Source organism: Adhaeribacter aerolatus, assembly GCF_007991635.1.
Taxonomy (GTDB): domain Bacteria; phylum Bacteroidota; class Bacteroidia; order Cytophagales; family Hymenobacteraceae; genus Adhaeribacter; species Adhaeribacter aerolatus.
Map to the genome: position 1 here is coordinate 67405 of NZ_BJYS01000041.1, position 16006 is coordinate 83410.

15 protein-coding genes and 1 tRNA gene are annotated in these 16006 nt (G+C 40.1%); 9 read left to right on the forward strand and 7 right to left on the reverse strand.

What is annotated here, in order from left to right:
- Positions 1-46: 46 nt before the first annotated feature.
- Positions 47-1141, reverse strand: coding sequence for a lipase family protein (locus AAE02nite_RS21495; protein ID WP_146902990.1), 1095 nt, complete (start codon positions 1139-1141; stop codon positions 47-49).
- Positions 1142-1473: 332 nt separating this feature from the next.
- Between AAE02nite_RS21495 and dinB the strand changes: the two genes are divergently transcribed.
- Both dinB and AAE02nite_RS21505 read left to right on the forward strand, forming a co-directional pair.
- Positions 1474-2553 (forward strand): DNA polymerase IV, encoded by a 1080-nt coding sequence (gene dinB / locus AAE02nite_RS21500; RefSeq protein ID WP_262713474.1) that lies wholly within the window; start codon positions 1474-1476, stop codon positions 2551-2553.
- Positions 2554-2700: 147 nt separating this feature from the next.
- A complete protein-coding gene (locus AAE02nite_RS21505) occupies positions 2701-3621 on the forward strand; it encodes a 3-keto-disaccharide hydrolase (protein ID WP_146902993.1) in 921 nt (306 codons plus the stop codon).
- A 361-nt stretch (positions 3622-3982) separates the two neighbouring features.
- Here AAE02nite_RS21505 and hemW read toward each other — a convergent pair whose 3' ends face one another.
- Complete coding sequence (hemW, locus tag AAE02nite_RS21510) at positions 3983-5122, reverse strand: radical SAM family heme chaperone HemW (protein WP_146902996.1); 1140 nt, start codon at positions 5120-5122, stop codon at positions 3983-3985.
- A 271-nt stretch (positions 5123-5393) separates the two neighbouring features.
- On the opposite strand from hemW, the gene AAE02nite_RS21515 reads away from it, so the two are divergent.
- The 6 genes from AAE02nite_RS21515 (at position 5394) to AAE02nite_RS21540 (ending at position 10703) form a co-directional block, all read left to right on the forward strand.
- Positions 5394-7187, forward strand: a complete 1794-nt coding sequence (locus tag AAE02nite_RS21515) for a BamA/TamA family outer membrane protein (protein WP_146902999.1) — start codon at positions 5394-5396, stop codon at positions 7185-7187.
- 137 nt (positions 7188-7324) lie between these two features.
- A tRNA-Met gene (locus AAE02nite_RS21520) sits at positions 7325-7400 on the forward strand.
- Between the two features lie 361 nt (positions 7401-7761).
- Positions 7762-8541, forward strand: a complete 780-nt coding sequence (locus AAE02nite_RS21525) for a Clp protease N-terminal domain-containing protein (RefSeq protein ID WP_146903002.1) — start codon at positions 7762-7764, stop codon at positions 8539-8541.
- A gap of 2 nt (positions 8542-8543) precedes the next feature.
- Positions 8544-8960: a hypothetical protein gene (locus tag AAE02nite_RS21530; protein ID WP_146903006.1), complete on the forward strand. Its 417-nt coding sequence runs from the start codon at positions 8544-8546 to the stop codon at positions 8958-8960.
- A gap of 80 nt (positions 8961-9040) precedes the next feature.
- Positions 9041-9715: a hypothetical protein gene (locus AAE02nite_RS21535; RefSeq protein WP_146903009.1), complete on the forward strand. Its 675-nt coding sequence runs from the start codon at positions 9041-9043 to the stop codon at positions 9713-9715.
- Positions 9716-9827: 112 nt separating this feature from the next.
- On the forward strand, positions 9828-10703 hold the full coding sequence (locus AAE02nite_RS21540; RefSeq protein ID WP_146903012.1) for a hypothetical protein: 876 nt from the start codon (positions 9828-9830) through the stop codon (positions 10701-10703).
- Positions 10704-10928: 225 nt separating this feature from the next.
- Here the strand turns inward: AAE02nite_RS21540 and AAE02nite_RS21545 are convergent, their stop codons facing one another.
- The 5 genes from AAE02nite_RS21545 to AAE02nite_RS21565 all read right to left on the reverse strand — a co-directional run bounded on the left by AAE02nite_RS21545 (position 10929) and on the right by AAE02nite_RS21565 (position 14673).
- Positions 10929-11516: a hypothetical protein gene (locus tag AAE02nite_RS21545; RefSeq protein ID WP_146903015.1), complete on the reverse strand. Its 588-nt coding sequence runs from the start codon at positions 11514-11516 to the stop codon at positions 10929-10931.
- A complete protein-coding gene (locus AAE02nite_RS21550) occupies positions 11506-12447 on the reverse strand; it encodes a phage/plasmid replication domain-containing protein (RefSeq protein WP_146903018.1) in 942 nt (313 codons plus the stop codon). The genes AAE02nite_RS21545 and AAE02nite_RS21550 overlap by 11 nt, the downstream gene beginning before the upstream one ends.
- Positions 12448-12470: 23 nt before the next feature.
- Positions 12471-12782 carry a helix-turn-helix domain-containing protein gene (locus tag AAE02nite_RS21555; protein ID WP_218033538.1) on the reverse strand — a complete coding sequence of 104 codons (312 nt, stop codon included), beginning with the start codon at positions 12780-12782 and terminating at the stop codon, positions 12471-12473.
- Between the two features lie 119 nt (positions 12783-12901).
- On the reverse strand, positions 12902-13585 hold the full coding sequence (locus AAE02nite_RS21560) for a hypothetical protein (RefSeq protein ID WP_146903021.1): 684 nt from the start codon (positions 13583-13585) through the stop codon (positions 12902-12904).
- A gap of 35 nt (positions 13586-13620) precedes the next feature.
- Positions 13621-14673 carry a site-specific integrase gene (locus AAE02nite_RS21565; protein ID WP_146903024.1) on the reverse strand — a complete coding sequence of 351 codons (1053 nt, stop codon included), beginning with the start codon at positions 14671-14673 and terminating at the stop codon, positions 13621-13623.
- A 758-nt stretch (positions 14674-15431) separates the two neighbouring features.
- Between AAE02nite_RS21565 and AAE02nite_RS21570 the strand changes: the two genes are divergently transcribed.
- Complete coding sequence (locus AAE02nite_RS21570; protein ID WP_146903027.1) at positions 15432-15962, forward strand: GAF domain-containing protein; 531 nt, start codon at positions 15432-15434, stop codon at positions 15960-15962.
- Positions 15963-16006 lie beyond the last annotated feature (44 nt).

The following is a 16006-nucleotide window of genomic DNA, read 5'->3' on the forward strand; positions in this document are numbered from 1 at the left end:
GTATTTTCAGGCTGGGGTTACAAGTTATTATTCTAACCTGGTAAAATCAGGGGACGGGCAGCTTCCGGGCCAGGTACAAATAAGCGCCCAGTAAATGGTGCGTAAACACATTTTCGCTGGAGTTGGGGTAAACCTTGTAGTAAGCTTCATCGGCCGGCAGGATAATATAATTACCGGCCCGCATGTAATTAGCCGATGGATAATACGCGGGCGGTACAAAGCCCGGCAGTTGCTTTTGCACAAACTTACCCGCCATGGTACCTAAATATTTCTGGTTTTTGCGCAAGGCTTTGCGGGTAGGTTTATCCAGTTGGTTAAAGGCATAATTTAAGGCAATATTCTGCGGAAACTTTTGCTTTTTAATCACGCCCCGGGCATCCCGAAACGGGTTCAGCGGGTTAAAATCATTAATAGTCTGGATGCTGACCGGGGTTTCGGGTACCCAGTCGGCGGTATTGATAATATTAAAGGCCCAGCCATAGGCGGTTGCCACTTCGTAATCGTAGGCAAAATAGAGGTTCCCTGGTTTAGGAGCCGCAATGCAATAAGTTTTGAACCGGATATTTTGGGCTATTCTATTTTCCTGCTGTAGTTGCCGCAGGTAAGCGGTTAATAAATAAGCAATGGCACCGCCCTGGCTATGGCCCACTACTATAAAGTCGCGGATACCGGCCTGGGTGCACGAATCTATTTTAGCCAGAATATCGCGCGACAGCGCCGCCGTACCCAACAGCCAACCCACGTGCACCGCCGCCCGGGGGTTATGAGCCAGCTTGTAGTTAAAAGTAAAATCTTTAGACAAGGTAAGCTGCCCGGTAGCCGGTACCATGGCCGAATAAAAATTTTCGAGCCAGCTTACCGAACTCCGGGTGGTACCCCGCACACTAATGGCAGCCACCGCATCTTTACTGATAGCCAAATCCCATTTATTCAGCAGGCCCATGGTTGGGGAGCGGTACACAATCTTAAATTTTTCCGGTTTGGGAATATTTTTGTAATGAACCGTATCGGCATGCTGGGCCGACAAATACATCATTTCGAGCAACTCCTGCTTGTTAAAACCGGGCTGTAGCTTTTGCCCGAACGAGGTGATAACAGCAGCAAAAAAGCAAATTAAGGTTAGAGCAGAGACGCGGTGCATGGATTGTAAACTAGTTATTCAATTTTCCGGCAAGTTAACAGGCTGCTGGTAGCTAAATTAAAAGCAGCAAATCTTCCCATACGGCAACCCTTGCTAAAAGTCAGAAATAATGGGTACGGCCGCCGTGGCCGGCTGCTTTAAGTAGCCCGACAAAAATATTTATACAAATATTTAATTTAGAAATTTACCACCCTTACGCCTTCTGAAACCGGAGAGCACTTTGAAAATATTTTTATAGGTATAAACCAATTGGTGAGCTTACTTATTTAAAGGTAACCGCGTAATTATATACTTACTTTTGCACCTGAAATTAACCACGTGTTACCGCTGTTTTGAACCCGCCCATCCGCAAAATTATTCACATCGACATGGACGCTTTTTATGCGTCGGTGGAGCAGCGCGACCACCCGGAACTGCGGGGCAAGCCAGTGGCGGTAGGAGGCTCGCGGGCGCGGGGTGTGGTAGCAGCCGCCAGTTACGAAGCCCGTAAGTTTGGCGTGTTCTCGGCCATGGCTTCTAAAATTGCCCAGCAAAAATGCCCCAGTTTAATATTCGTAAAGCCCCGTTTTGAGGTTTACAGCGCGGTATCAAGGCAAATCCGGGAAATATTTCACCAATACACCGATTTGGTAGAGCCGCTTTCATTAGACGAAGCGTACCTGGACGTAACCGAAAATAAAATTGGCATGCCTTCAGCCAGTATCATTGCGAAGGAAATAAAAGCCCGCATTCAGGCCGAAACCAATCTCACCGCCTCGGCGGGCGTTTCGTTTAATAAATTTCTGGCCAAGATTGCTTCCGATTTAAACAAGCCCAACGGCTTTACCCTCATCACGCCCGATAAAGCCGCGGATTTAGTGGCGGGCCTGGCCATCGAGAAATTTCACGGAATTGGTAAAGTAACGGCCGCTAAAATGCAGCGCATGGGCATTGCCACCGGCGCCGATTTGCGCCAACGATCCGAAGCTGAGCTGGTGCGGCAGTTTGGCAAAGTAGGTCATTATTATTTCCGCATTGCCCGCGCCGAAGACGAGCGGCTGGTACAGCCCCACCGCATCCGGAAATCGGTGGGTTCGGAGCGCACCTTTGAAGAAGATTTAATTGCCGAAGAAGATATGCTGGAGCGCCTGCAGTTTCTGGCCCAGGAAGTTGCCCACGACCTGAGCCGCCTGCAAACCACCGCCAAAACCGTTACGCTTAAACTTAAATATTTCGATTTTGTGCAGCAAACCCGCAGCAAAACCCTGGTGGGCCACCTAAACGCCGCCGATGCCATTTATACCGTGGCCCGCGATTTACTCCGCACCCCGCAACTGCCGCAATACCCCGTGCGGCTGCTCGGCATCTCGGTTTCTAACCTGCTTTACGCCCACGATTTACCACCCCATTACCAGCTTACCTTAGACTTTTAAAACTTACCCCCTCTTTTACGGCTACCGGTGCCAGGCCTAACCAAATAAAATACGAGGCAAAAAGCCAAAGCAGAACTTTCCGCCTCTACCCGCAGATAAAACTAAATATTTCTCTATACTTGCAATCCAAGCACCACCGTATCTGCCATGCGCCAAAATTACAAGACCAATATTTACACTGCCCTAGCCCTGCTATTATTTACCATTACCACCGTTTCGGCCCAACGCAAAGCCGATCAGCAGGAATGGAAACCGTTGTTTAATGGCAAAGACTTATCGGGCTGGGATATAAAAATTGCCGGCCATAAGCTCAACGACAACTACAAAAATACCTTCCGGTACGAAAACGGCATGGTGCGGGTAAGCTACGACGAATACCAGAACTTCGACAACAAATACGGGCACATGTATTACAAACAGCCCTACTCCCACTACATTCTGCGTTTCGAATACCGTTTTACCGGCAACCAAACGCCCGGCGGCGCTACCTGGAACGTACGCAACAGCGGCATTATGTTTCATTCGCAATCGGCTGAAAGTTTAACCCTGGGGCAGGAATTCCCGGTATCGCTGGAAATACAATTGCTGGGTGGCCTGGGCAGCGGCGAGCGCAATACCGGCAACCTGTGCACCCCCGGTACCATTGTGCACATGAACGGCAAACTCAACCCCAACCACTGCATTAACTCCAACTCCCGTACCTACCACGGCGACGGCTGGGTAAAAGCCGAAATTGTGGTACTCGGCGATTCGGTCATCAAACACATAATTGAAGGCGACACGGTGCTGACTTACCAGAAACCCCAGATTGGCGAAATTGGGTGGGCCCAGGGCAAAAAAGATGCCTACACCGATGAATGGCTGAGTAAAAACGGCATGCCCTTAAAAGAAGGTTATATTGCGCTGCAGGCCGAAAGCCACGCCATCGATTTCCGAAACGTCGAAATATTAAACCTGAAAGGCTGCACCGACCCGAAAGCAAAAGGCTACAAATCTTACTACGTGGCGTCGGATAACAAACCCTGCGAATACGGTTTTTGGGAGAAGCTGAAGCGGGTATTTAATTAGGAAACCAGTTAAAACCTGCCTTTTACCTACTTACCCCGCTGATGTCCGTTTAGAGAAGTGTAACGGGCGCCTAGTAATAAAAGTAAGTTTTGGACAACCGGATGTAAGATGCTGTTAATCCTCCCCCTACCCCCTCTAAAGGGGGACTGGCCAGGGTCGGTTTTATTTTCTTAGCTGGCGCCAGCAGCAAGGGAAGCGCCTAAGTGGTGCCGGTTTAACGAAGGTGACTGGTACGAATAAAGTGCAACTGGTGCCCAGAAATAAAAGAAAGTTTTGGACAGCCAGAAGTCAGCGGCTTCCTTTCATTTTTAGACACCAGTCAAAGACTGGCGCGATCGGAACAAAGGTACGATCAAACTTTTTACGATTGCGCCTGCGGCTCCAGAAATAAATCCAGCGTAATCTGGTCGGCGAGTAACTTGCCTTTATTTGTCAGGTACAGTACCTCATCCTGAATCCGGATATATTCCTTCCGGAGCAATTCGTTTAAATACTCTTTTTGCTGCGTTGGTAAATCCACGCCCAAAGTCCGGAGGTGGTTTAAATCGCAGCCCCAGCTCGTGCGCAGGCTGGTGAGCAAATATTCGTTGGCCTGGTCTGTTAAGGTTAATGCTTCGCGTTCAAAGGCCAGTTCGTTTTGCGCCAGGGCCGCCAGATATTTAGCATTGTTGGCCACATTGTATTGCCGGGAGTAACCGTTAAACGAGTGGGCACTCGGGCCTAAACCCAAATAATGCACGCCCCGCCAGTAATTGCTGTTGTGCTTCGATTCGTAGCCGGGCCGGCAAAAATTAGATATTTCGTACTGCGTAAAACCGTGGGCCTGCATCTGGGCTACCAATATTTCGAACTGCTCGGCTACAAATTCATCTTCGCTGGGCTTAAAGCTGCCTTTTTTGGTCCACCGACCCAGCGCCGTTTTTTCCTCAATAGTAAGCGCATAACACGATACATGCTGCACCTGCAACGAGAATAATTTAGCTAAATCGGCCCGCCACAACTCGTGCGACGGCGCCGGAATGCCGTAAATCAGGTCGGTGGTAATATTCGTAAAGCCGGCGTCCTGCGCGTATAGCACCGCGTTATAGGCTTCGGTGGCGTTGTGCGCCCGGTTCATGCGCCGCAAATGTTCCTCGTGAAACGACTGAATTCCAATGCTCAAGCGGTTTACCGGCGAGGCCGCCAGTTCCTGCAGCTTCGGTTTCGTTAAATCATCCGGGTTAGCTTCCAGCGTAATTTCGGCATCGGGGGTAATATTAAAGGAGCGGTGCAGCGCCTCGGATAGTTGGGTTAATTCTTCGGAGCTGAGCAAAGAAGGCGTACCGCCGCCCAGGTAAACGGTGTTAATTATTTGGTTACCAAAATAATGCTGTTGCAAAGCAATTTCCTGGCAAATAGCATTCACCACGCTGCTTTTATGCCGCAGCGAAGTACTGAAATGAAAATCGCAGTAATGGCAAGCCTGCTTGCAAAAAGGAATATGAATATAAATACCGGCCACGGCTCTGCTTACGCGCTGTTATTAAAAAGATTAGTAATATTTGTAGTAACTTCGTTCCGGACTGTTGCCGGTAAACAATACAAAGGTAGAAACAAATACCGGTCCGGGTTCTGTTCATCTTTTTAAATATTAATTCTGATAAAAGCTATTGCTGTTGGTATTAGAACAAATTAACCGTACCACTTACATTTTGCAAACATATGGCGAACTCCCCTCCTGTTTTAGGAGGGGTAGGGGTGGTAAAAACAGCCTATAACAAATATTGAAACGCATGCATTGGGTTAGGTTTATTGGGGGATGCATATTTTTCCTGGTTTTGGGTACCGCCAGTTGGGCCCAAACGCCATCTAAACCAGCATCCAAACCAATACCTGCCCGGCCGGTGCACCTGGTACTAAAAACCACACCAACCGACCAGAACGTACTACAAAAATATAATTACAAAAAATCTGTTTCCGATTCTCTGGGCGCGCTGCAGGAGCTAAAAGCCCTGACGCTGCAGTTACAAAACGATGCTTATTTAACGGCCTCGGCCGATAGCTTTTATTTCCGGCGCGACACCTTATACGTGCAATATTTTGTGGGCGACCGCTACCGGTGGGCCCGGCTGCGCAACGGCAACCTCGGCGACGATTTGCTCAGCCGCGCCGGCTACAAAGAAAAACTGTACCAGAACGTTCCTTTCCTGCCGAAAGAATGGACCCGGTTACAGGAACAGGTGCTTACCCTGGCCGAAACCAACGGTTATCCGTTTGCCCGTATTTATTTAGATTCGCTGGAAATCCAGGGCAACCAGATAGCCGCCACGGTGGTATTGGACAAAGGCCGCTTAATGGTTTTCGATACGCTGCAACTCGAAGGAGATACCCGCACCACCAAACGGTTTTTGTCGAAATATTTACAGCTCTACCCCGGGCAGGTGTACAACCAGCAAAAAGTAGTGCGGGTGCAACAACTACTGCGGCAATTGCCTTACCTGGAAATAACGCGCCCCCCGCAGGTGCACTTCTCCGAAAACAAGGCAAGTTTAGTCTTGTTCCTGAATGATAAAAAAGCGAACCAGCTCGATGGCATTGTGGGCTTTTTGCCCGACCCCAACAGCCAGACCCGCAAATTTTTAATCAACGGCGAAGTTACCCTCAATATCCGGAACATGCGGGGCACCGGCAAACAACTGGGTTTGCACTGGCGCAAAGTAGAGCGGGGTTCCCAGTTACTAGATGCGAGTTACGTGCACCCCAATTTGTTGGGTTCGCCGCTGGAACTCAGCGGCAATTTTAACTTGTACAAGCAGGATTCCACGTTTCTGACCCTGCGGCCGCGCCTGGAACTTTCGTATTATACCCTGCACGGCAGCCGCGTTAGCTTTTTTACCCAAATCCGCAGTTCGCGGCTGTTGCTCTCGCCGGCCGGGGTGCGCACCCTCCGCGACACCCTGCAACTGGCCGATGTAAAATACCACGCTTACGGCATCAGCTACCAGCGTAACACCCTCGACGATATTTATTTTCCGCGCCGGGGCTACCGCACCGAAGTACAACTGGCCGTAGGCAACAAAAATATATTGCGCAACAATGCCTTCGAGGCCAGCTACTACGATACCATTGCGCTCCGCACCACCCAGCTTACCGGCGCCTGGCGCTGCGAATATTACTTTAAACTAGGTAAAAGCAGCGTGCTCCTCACCCGGCTCCAGGGCGAAACCCTCATCAACAAGCAACTCTACCTGAACGATTTGTTCCGGCTAGGCGGCCTTACTTCTATCCGGGGCTTTACCGATTTTTCGTTTTACGCCTCTACCTACGGGGTAGGCACCCTGGAGTACCGCTTCTATACCGCCCCCGACTCGTATTTACTGCTCTGCTACGACCAGGGCTACTACCGCCGCGATATAAGTCAGAACAGAACCCAGCAATATCCTTATGGCCTGGGCGGGGGCATCAGCTTTAGTACCGGCGCCGGTATTTTCCAGTTTATTTATTCGGTGGGCCGTTCCCAGGAACTAAAGCAACCCATCAGCCTGAATTATTCTAAAATTCATTTCGGTATTGTTAGTCGTTTTTAGGCTGGTTTAAACTACGCCCGAAATAAATTAAAAAATTAAAGCTGCTAAAGCTAAAGCACTTAGCTTTTAATCAGAATATTTTTAGCACCAGGTTTTGTTTATTTAAAATACTTTCCTACTTTTGTATTACCAAACAGTGCGGGATGGAGCAGTTGGTAGCTCGTTGGGCTCATAACCCAAAGGTCACAGGTTCGAGTCCTGTTCCCGCTACCAAACACATTATATAAACCCTTGTAAATTAAGTTATTACAAGGGTTTATTGTTTTTGGGTAACAATAGAGTAACAAAATCTAAAAATATGGATTCTTTGAGGCTCGATAATTGTTACCTCATAAATGTTAACAACCAAGTGTAGTTTTAATCATTGTTAACGAAAAGCAGAAGAAGGAATTCATTCTTTTATAATGGGAAATGTGAGTATATTAGCATCTTTAATATATAGCTACAAGATTTCTGATATTCTTTGCCTAGAAAGAAGAAACAAGAGTTCTCTACTGCTTTGTTCTAGGATATTACAAAACCAATAATCCCGCAAGTGCGGGTTAGTTATATCAAAGTACTTTTCAATAAATATATGGAAGCAAAATTCTCAGGTGCCGTAAAAGATGTAATTTCTTTAAGTAGGCTGGAAGCCATCCGTATTGGAAATAATTTTATAAGTCCAGAGCATTTAGTTCTTGGGATTATCCAACAAGGTGAAAATTCCGCAATAAAAGTATTGACAGGTCTTAATGTGCCTATTCAATTAATTGTGAAAGACTTGGAAACTTCTCTGCCAAGAGAAATGAATCCACAAGATTTACACGGTTCTATTCCTCTGACTAAGCAAACAGAAAAAGCTCTTAAAATAACCTACTTAGAGGAGAAGTTGATTAATAGTGAAATTAAATTACCTATTAGGCAAATAGATACTCTTCATTTACTCTTGGCTATTCTTAGGGACGAAGATGCGGCTACAACTAAAATTCTTAAAGGATTTAATATAACATATGATGTACTTAAGGATAAAGCTCTTGAATTCTATAGGAATAATTCTCAGGAAGAAGAGATTTCTACTATTAAAAATGAACCAAAAGAAGAGGTTTCACCTTCCGAAAACATAATAACTGATTCATCATCGAAAGAGGAAAACGCATCTCAATTAACGTCTAATGAAGAGGAAAATATCTTGGAGCAGTCGAGTGTGCATTTAGAGTTTGAAATACCTGATTATTTATCGGACGAAGAAGCTATTAAACTTATCAAGGAAGGGATTTTGCTTGCAAACAGTACTTATAGAGGTTTAGGGGGTAGTGGTCTTAAAGTTAATGACATTCGTGTAACGGAGCCTCATTTTGAGCTTATTGAAAATTAGTTATGAGGAAGATTCACATTATACTTGACCCTAGAGATGCAAAAGATAGTCCAGAACTATTAAAAGCTTTAGGTGAAGTTTTTCAACAGGATAACCTTACGCTTAACCTTTCACAGTCTCAAAGGGCTGAAGACCTTAACCCTGAATTTAAAGAGTTTGAGAATCGAGTGTTTGATGAATCTGATCAAATTCTGAATTTAGAGAATAGTAAGATTGATGCAGATCTAAATTCTGATAATAATTTAAGTGAAGAACATAATCCAAATACTAAGGCAAACTCAAAGCTTAAAATTGAAAAGTGGTATACAAAGCTCAAAAATCGAGGGGTTGCCTTTGGCTTAGAAGTGTATAAAATGGCCTTTAGAACAGCAAAATATATCTCTGACGTCGAACCATTTTCTGACTCAGACAAAAAATAAAATGCAAATCCCCGCAAATGCGGGGATTTGCATTTCATATGGGAATAGCCCCTTCCTTCTCATAAGAACAGTAATACCTCATGGTGGATCTAATAAAAAGCTTCATTGATTTCTTTGTTAATAAGGAAAACAAAACTTCAGCTAAATACATATGGGGTTTTATAATCTTTGTCTTATTATTAATAGCGAACGACATTACTGGTTTTACGAACTATTATAGCACCCATAAGGGTCTTGAAGTAGCTAAGGAGGCTACTGAGTTGTTAAAAGCAGACTCCCTTTCGTCAAAAACAAGATTAGAGCTTGAAAGCGTTAGAGACAAAGCAATAACCAGAAAAAGTATAATAGATAAAAGTACTGACTGGTTGAAGGCTGTAAATTGGAATCAAGTAAAGATTAAAATAGTACAGAATCAGGATAACCCAGAAAAAAATCAAACCATTGTCAGAGAGTTGCCAAGAAGTGCTATATGGCATGTAGTGACTTCTACAGTTTTGTTTATTTTATTTGGAATACTAGTAGCATTTGTTTCATTGTTTTCACCAGATATTGGTGGGTTGGTAAAAAGAGTAATAGTATTCTTTATTGTTAGTGTAATCACAGCAGGATTAGCTTGGTGGCTTTCATTCATGTTTGGTCTAATTCCTAAAATAGCTGGTAATTGGCTTTGGAACTATATTTTAAATATCCTTTTGCAGTTACTTTTTGTATACACAGCTATTAAATCGAGTAAAAACAATAAAAGTACAAGGTGAAGGTATAACCTTGTTTTAGCATATAAAACATGAATTTTTAACTGTTTGTATTAAGTCAGAAAATCACTTTTATCTAGGTAATTTTATTAGATTTAAAGACCTTCTTATAATTATGAGAAACCCATTTAAGCATAACTCTTCCTTGAGAAAGACCGGAGTTTATAAATTAATAGGGAATAGCTTAGTTGAGTTTGAAGAATTGCCTGGCAATGGTTCAATTAATGCTGTTGTTAAAGATTTGGGATTTGGTTTATCGCAAATTAAGACAATATTTACATTTAACTCAAAAACACTTGATTGTATTGGGGTAAAGATATTTACTAAACAGGTTGTTTTTGCTAGTTTAAGGAAGGACATAACCGCACTCTCATTAACCAGCTTAAATAATGAGCTCAAAAGAATTGATTGGGAGTATGAGTATTCTAGTCACGCTATTGAGGAAATCCTTAATACAGGAATAGAAGAAAACAATTTAACTTTTGACTACTTAAGTTCAGTTACTGAATTAATTAAAGAAAGTCCTACATTGTTCTTAGCTCCTAGTCTTAAGCTTTACTTAAGTTTTGAAAACAATTTACTTATTGGGTTTTCATCTTCAGAATGGAATAGCACAGAAGCTAAGTGGCTTAAAAATTTAAATGAAAAGCTATATTCAATAATGGTGTCTGAGGCAACCAATCATCATGACAATGAACTCGATGCAATGGAAGAGGTAAATATTCAGTGCCAAGCTATTCGAAATATCCCAAACGCTATGAAAAACATACATATACCAATGCACTCAAAGCCAAATGGAACATATAACTTTTATAATCTTTTAGCCGCTCATTACAATCGAAAGAATACTTCTATAGACGAATTCAAATTTATAAATAAAGGAAGGTTTATTGAATTATATCCTAATGAATTACAAGTAGGCAATTTTATCTATAAGTTCTCAACGGTGGGAATGTTAGATGAAGTCTTTTTGCGAGAGTCAAGTGATTAATTGCTGACGTTCTGGGAGAACTGAAATAAGCTGTTCAAGTGTTGCATTTTTATAACTCTAATTTATATTTCTGTCCTTATTTATAAAAATATTATTTATTCTAATCTAAATAGGTCTACAATAACAGACATTTAAAGACAATAAAAATAATATTTAAATCAGATTAAAGTTACTTTAATCTGATTTAAATATTATTAATTGAGACTAATTCTAACAGCCTAACATTTAACAATCATTATCACTATTGAGTTGGTCTTGAAGCTCTCTTTTTTTATCTTCTAATTCTGACAATGTTAAATGTTCAAAGCCTGTATAAATACTTATATGCCCATTAATGCTGTGAGTCATCTTATCTTGAAAATTTTCTTTATCTAAGCTCTTAAGTGCGAATATTATTGCAGATACATCAGGCAAAGAACGCTTTGTAATCCTCCTTATTTTCACAGGAATAATTTTACCCATTTCATTTAAATTTTCTTCCTTTTGAACTTCTTCATATTCTGTTCCAGTTATTCTGTCTAATAAACTTTGCCTTGCAGAGTTTTTAAGAAGCAACTTATAATTTATATTGTTTTCAATTAGTGATCTCTTGTACAATAGATGAACATCGAGAACAAACCCTCTTCTAAACTTACCTAGAACTAAATCTTCTTCAGTCAGGTGTGGTTGCGCCCAATGTTGAAATGTTGAATAATCAACTCCCACAGCTTCACAACTTGATTTTATAGTAAATTCGCCAGACGAGTATAACAAGCAAATTTGTTTCGCCCTCTTTATCTTTTCAGCATTTGATAATTTTACTTTAGCCTTCATATATCCGTGTTAAATTACTTCTTACTACAATGCTTATCTCCTCATCTAATTGGCTAATTAATTTATTATGAATTGTTATTTGTTCAAGTTTATTCATCCCCCATAGCTTTCTAAAATACCTACTTAGTTCTGACGGTGAAAATAAAGGATTTATATTATTAGAAAGTTTTATTGTTTCAATGATTTTGGTTAATCCACCTGCACTCTCTATACCTAATAATATGAATTGGTTTTCAATATCCTTGAATTTTGAAATTTTACTAAAATCTAGAATGGAATAGTTTATTTTATGAATATCATAGTATTCCTTTCCCCAAAGCAGGACTAATTTATTAAATACAACAGGGTTAAATAGTTTTTCAACTTGGAGATTTTCCTCTCCAAAATTTTTAATTGACCAAGATTTTAGGAATCTATAATTCCATCGTACTTCAAATCTCATTAAAAACTTTCCTTTATGCAGATTCATCTTTGATTCTAATCCTTTATCATAAAAGATTTTCTTTCTTACACCGCTATTAAAATAGAGGGTATTTTTCTCTATAAATCGATTAAAGTATTTACAATCTCCTATTAGCTTGAAAATTCTTTTTACCTTAATAGGAACTGAAAGATTTCCAGCAAAATCAAGCCTCTGTATAATTGCATCATATAAATTTACTTCTAAGCTATTTTCAATATTTTTAATAACCATCATAAATTGTTCATGGTTTAATACTTTTAAATTATCTCCGAAATAAAACTTTGAGAGACTTCCTGTTATTCTTAAGCATCTATTTGTATAGCTTATTATTAAATTAGGTTCTAAATAACCTCTTATCCCTATTATTTCTCCTGTTTCATCATCGAATACCGGTCTTTTCCTTTTTAAATGGGAATCATCAAAATGAGTAATTACACTCCTTTTGATTATACTTATAGTATCTACCATAATATTTTGACAAAATATGTCAATTATATGACCTTACTATAACGTTTGCCCCTTCTGAGGGTAATTAACGTTGATGCCTCTTGCTCTATTTCCTCATTTGTCCTAACTCTGTTCCTTAGAAGCCATGAATCTATTTCCTGTTTATTAAAATAAAGTTGTTTGCCATTTGGCCTATAAAATGGAATATCACTTTTAGAAGTGAGTTTATAAAGAAAACTTTTTGATAAGCCCGTATAGGCTGCCACTTCATCAAATGTGAATACCATTTTTTGAGAAAGCAATAGATTCTCAATCCTTGCTAACCGCTCTTCAACTGTAATAAGAATTTTGTCCATTATTTTACATTTTAAAAGTAAATAGAATGGACTTGCAAGCCCTGTTATGTAATTACAGAGCAAAGAAAGCTAAGAAAGGAAATAATTGTAATTGAGAGAGATTGAGACTTATAAAAATCTCAATGTTTTATAGAATTTATGAGCCTCTTTAATTCTTCTGTTCCCTTGGGCATTCCTTCAATACTCATTAAATTTTTTGGTGTAGTTAAATCCCCGCCTTTGATAACTTTTCCTTTGCTAGTGGAAAAGAGCAGAAATTTCTCAATTATTGAAGGATATTTAAAATTTGTTATTAAATTCTGCCTTAGTAGTTCTTCAAAAAAGACCACTAGTAAACGGTTACTTTTCAGCCATATTATAGGACTAGTTGAGGTAGTAATATTTTTTGAAAAAACATTCTTTAAAGTGTCTACGGTAGCACTTCCATCTATATAGTAGTTAATCAATAATGAATGAAGCTTTTCTAAGTACTTGTCGGTTCCTAACCAATTTAATGTATAACTATTGTCTTTTTTCTTTTTAATGCCAATAGAATCTAAACTTAAATATAGAGCTTTAATTCTGCTATAATCGTTCATTAAAACTTCACCATACTTATTATACTGTTCCTTTGCTTTTCTAAGTTTATCCTTTTCAAATAGTTCTTTTAGCTCCTCAATAAAAATGACTCGCTCTAAATCAGAATTAAGCAAAGCCATTCTGCTCTTTATCATTAAGAAAATTTCTTCATCATTATTTCCTATAAAATGTAAGCCTTCTTCAAAGATATACTTGTATGTTTTTACTGCTAATTCTTTTACCATCAGATCCATTTAAATAAGTATCTATTTCTTAAATATTAAAAATCGATCTCTGGTAACCTGCTTACGGCCTGTTGCTTTAATGCTTCTACTGCCCTAACATACTTTTGAGTATGCTTAAAGCTAGTATGGCCCAATAAACTAGATACAGTACTAATATCTGTCTCATATATTATCAAGTTAGTAGCAAAGGAATGGCGGGCAACATGGAAAGTTATATTTTTATCAATACCAGCTTGCTTTGCCCAGGCTTTCAAGCTCTTTAATATACCTGTATGTGAGGGCAAGGTAAATACTTTAGTCTCGGGCTTACCTTGCTCTCCTAATAGCTTTATAGAGGAGTTATTTAGATTTATTAATACTGGCCTGCCTGTTTTGGATTGCATTACTTTCAAAGTCCCATTAATAATGTTACTCCATTTAAGAGCTTCTACATCACAATATCTTAGGCCAGTACAGCAAGCAAAGAGGAAAGCCCGCTTTACTTCTGGATTGCCGCAGTAGGCGCTTGCTAGAGCTTGTATTTCAGCAGTACTTAGAATATCCTTCTTTATACCGTCAGTCTTTTTGTTCTGAATATCTAAGGCTGGGTTAATAGAAATTACCTTTTCTCTTGTTGCCTGTTTTAATAGCTTCTTAAATTTAGCAAAGTAATTATGAGGTGTTTCTCCATTAAGATGCTCCTCTAGGTAAGTTTTAAAGTCTAGGCAAAATTGCTCTGTTACTTCATTAGGATAAAGATATTCTTTACCGGCAAATTCCTTGAAATACTTGCAGCAATATCTTACAATTCTAATATCCTTATTTTTATAGTTGCTTAGAAAGTTTTCAAAATAGGTAATGAAGTTTACCTTTTTTTTATACTCAGGCTCAAAGCCATGTTCCAAAGAATTAATATAAATTTCTCTTTTGGCTCTCAAGCTCTCAGCCATTTTGAGGGTTTCTTTATTATGTTGCCGGTCAATAGGAGTGCTGGCTTTAATTAAATAGAGCTTTAAGAACTCATAGTCCCTTTTACCATTGTGGTAAATATCCAAGTAAAGAGACTCTTTGCCACTCGCTAACTTTTTTTTTCTTAGTTCAACTCCCATTATTTTACCTATTATCTTTTGGTTTCCTTTGCTTACCAAAGATAACAGAATTAATATAACGAGTAACAAACGAGTAACAAAAAAAGAGATAATAGGAGAAAAAGAAAGAAATCAAAAAATTAATTATAGCCTTAAAACACCTTTAAAGCTAGTTTTTTGTTTCTTTTACTTGCTGTTTGTTTCAGGTTTTGTAGCTGTTCCCGCTACCGAATAATAAAGCAATACCTTGTAAGTGAATAACTTGCAAGGTATTCGTCTTTTTAGGGGTAACCAAAATGATGACATTTTTTCGCATTTATAAAGTTGCCACTTCAAAGGTAATGAGTCTATAATAACTTTGAAATTCTGCTACCAGCCTTTCACAAGTAACATTTAAGCTAGTTTAACCGGAAGACCTGATACGTTTACAAATGTTGCAGCCATTAAAATTTAAAAAGTCCCGAAGGGCTTTAACATTTGTTAATAATTAGCTTCTACTGGTTTAATGGTATCATCACATGCCCAACCCCCTAACACAATCCAGGTTCCTATTGCTGGTGAAGCAAGAAAGCCTATAATAAAATACTTCCAAAATTTCCCCCTTGTCAAAAAACATATCCTTACAAGGGTATATAGAAAAAATATGTTAAAAACTTTATTTTAAATAGATTTCACTATATAGGAAACTAATGCCTTTGCAGTAAGTATATTCACCTATTCTAACGGTATAAACCCTTAGTAGATAGTAAAAAACACTTAGCAGTTGGAGATTGGAGCGCATGGTTAATACATTTGGGATACCTATAATTCCCTACAACGATAAATTAAGAGTAAAGAAATTACACGAATACGAGATTCTGGATAGCCATTCGGAAGGTTCTTTCAAACACATAGCTTCTTTAGCAGCCCATATCTTTAAAGTTCCTATTGCCTTGGTGTCGTTTGTGGATGCCGAAAGAGTTTGGTTTAAGGCCAATGTAGGCATGGAAGGGGTAAACGAAGTAGACCGGGGCGTAAGTTTATGTTCTTTGTCTATTCTGAATGACGACTTAACCATTATTCCGGATGCCTTAAAAGAACCATGTTTGCTAGCCAACCCTTTAGTTGCTGGCAGCTTTGGGTTGAGGTTTTACGCCGCTGCCCCTTTAAAAACAGCAGATGGTTACAATCTGGGTTCTGTTTGTATTGTCGATAAGGAGCCCCGGGATTTTAATGCGGCCGACAAGTCAATGTTAGCTCACCTGGCTGATTCAGTTATGAAAGAACTGGAACTGTGGAAGCTAAAGAAACAACATAAACTAGCCAGTTAAACTTTTACTGATGCAGCAAATAGAAAAGCCCTTTTCATTCTAGT

Bases quoted from the DNA above. Each gene is read 5' to 3' on its own strand.
- AAE02nite_RS21525 (WP_146903002.1), top strand. From the start codon at position 7,762: ATGGAAGCAAAATTCTCAGGTGCCGTAAAAGATGTAATTTCTTTAAGT.
- AAE02nite_RS21565 (WP_146903024.1), bottom strand. From the start codon at position 14,673: ATGGGAGTTGAACTAAGAAAAAAAAAGTTAGCGAGTGGCAAAGAGTCT.
- AAE02nite_RS21515 (WP_146902999.1), top strand. From the start codon at position 5,394: ATGCATTGGGTTAGGTTTATTGGGGGATGCATATTTTTCCTGGTTTTG.
- AAE02nite_RS21570 (WP_146903027.1), top strand. From the start codon at position 15,432: ATGGTTAATACATTTGGGATACCTATAATTCCCTACAACGATAAATTA.
- AAE02nite_RS21505 (WP_146902993.1), top strand. From the start codon at position 2,701: ATGCGCCAAAATTACAAGACCAATATTTACACTGCCCTAGCCCTGCTA.
- AAE02nite_RS21555 (WP_218033538.1), bottom strand. From the start codon at position 12,782: ATGGACAAAATTCTTATTACAGTTGAAGAGCGGTTAGCAAGGATTGAG.
- AAE02nite_RS21560 (WP_146903021.1), bottom strand. From the start codon at position 13,585: ATGGTAAAAGAATTAGCAGTAAAAACATACAAGTATATCTTTGAAGAA.
- AAE02nite_RS21545 (WP_146903015.1), bottom strand. From the start codon at position 11,516: ATGAAGGCTAAAGTAAAATTATCAAATGCTGAAAAGATAAAGAGGGCG.
- AAE02nite_RS21540 (WP_146903012.1), top strand. From the start codon at position 9,828: ATGAGAAACCCATTTAAGCATAACTCTTCCTTGAGAAAGACCGGAGTT.
- AAE02nite_RS21495 (WP_146902990.1), bottom strand. From the start codon at position 1,141: ATGCACCGCGTCTCTGCTCTAACCTTAATTTGCTTTTTTGCTGCTGTT.
- AAE02nite_RS21535 (WP_146903009.1), top strand. From the start codon at position 9,041: ATGGTGGATCTAATAAAAAGCTTCATTGATTTCTTTGTTAATAAGGAA.
- AAE02nite_RS21550 (WP_146903018.1), bottom strand. From the start codon at position 12,447: ATGGTAGATACTATAAGTATAATCAAAAGGAGTGTAATTACTCATTTT.
- AAE02nite_RS21530 (WP_146903006.1), top strand. From the start codon at position 8,544: ATGAGGAAGATTCACATTATACTTGACCCTAGAGATGCAAAAGATAGT.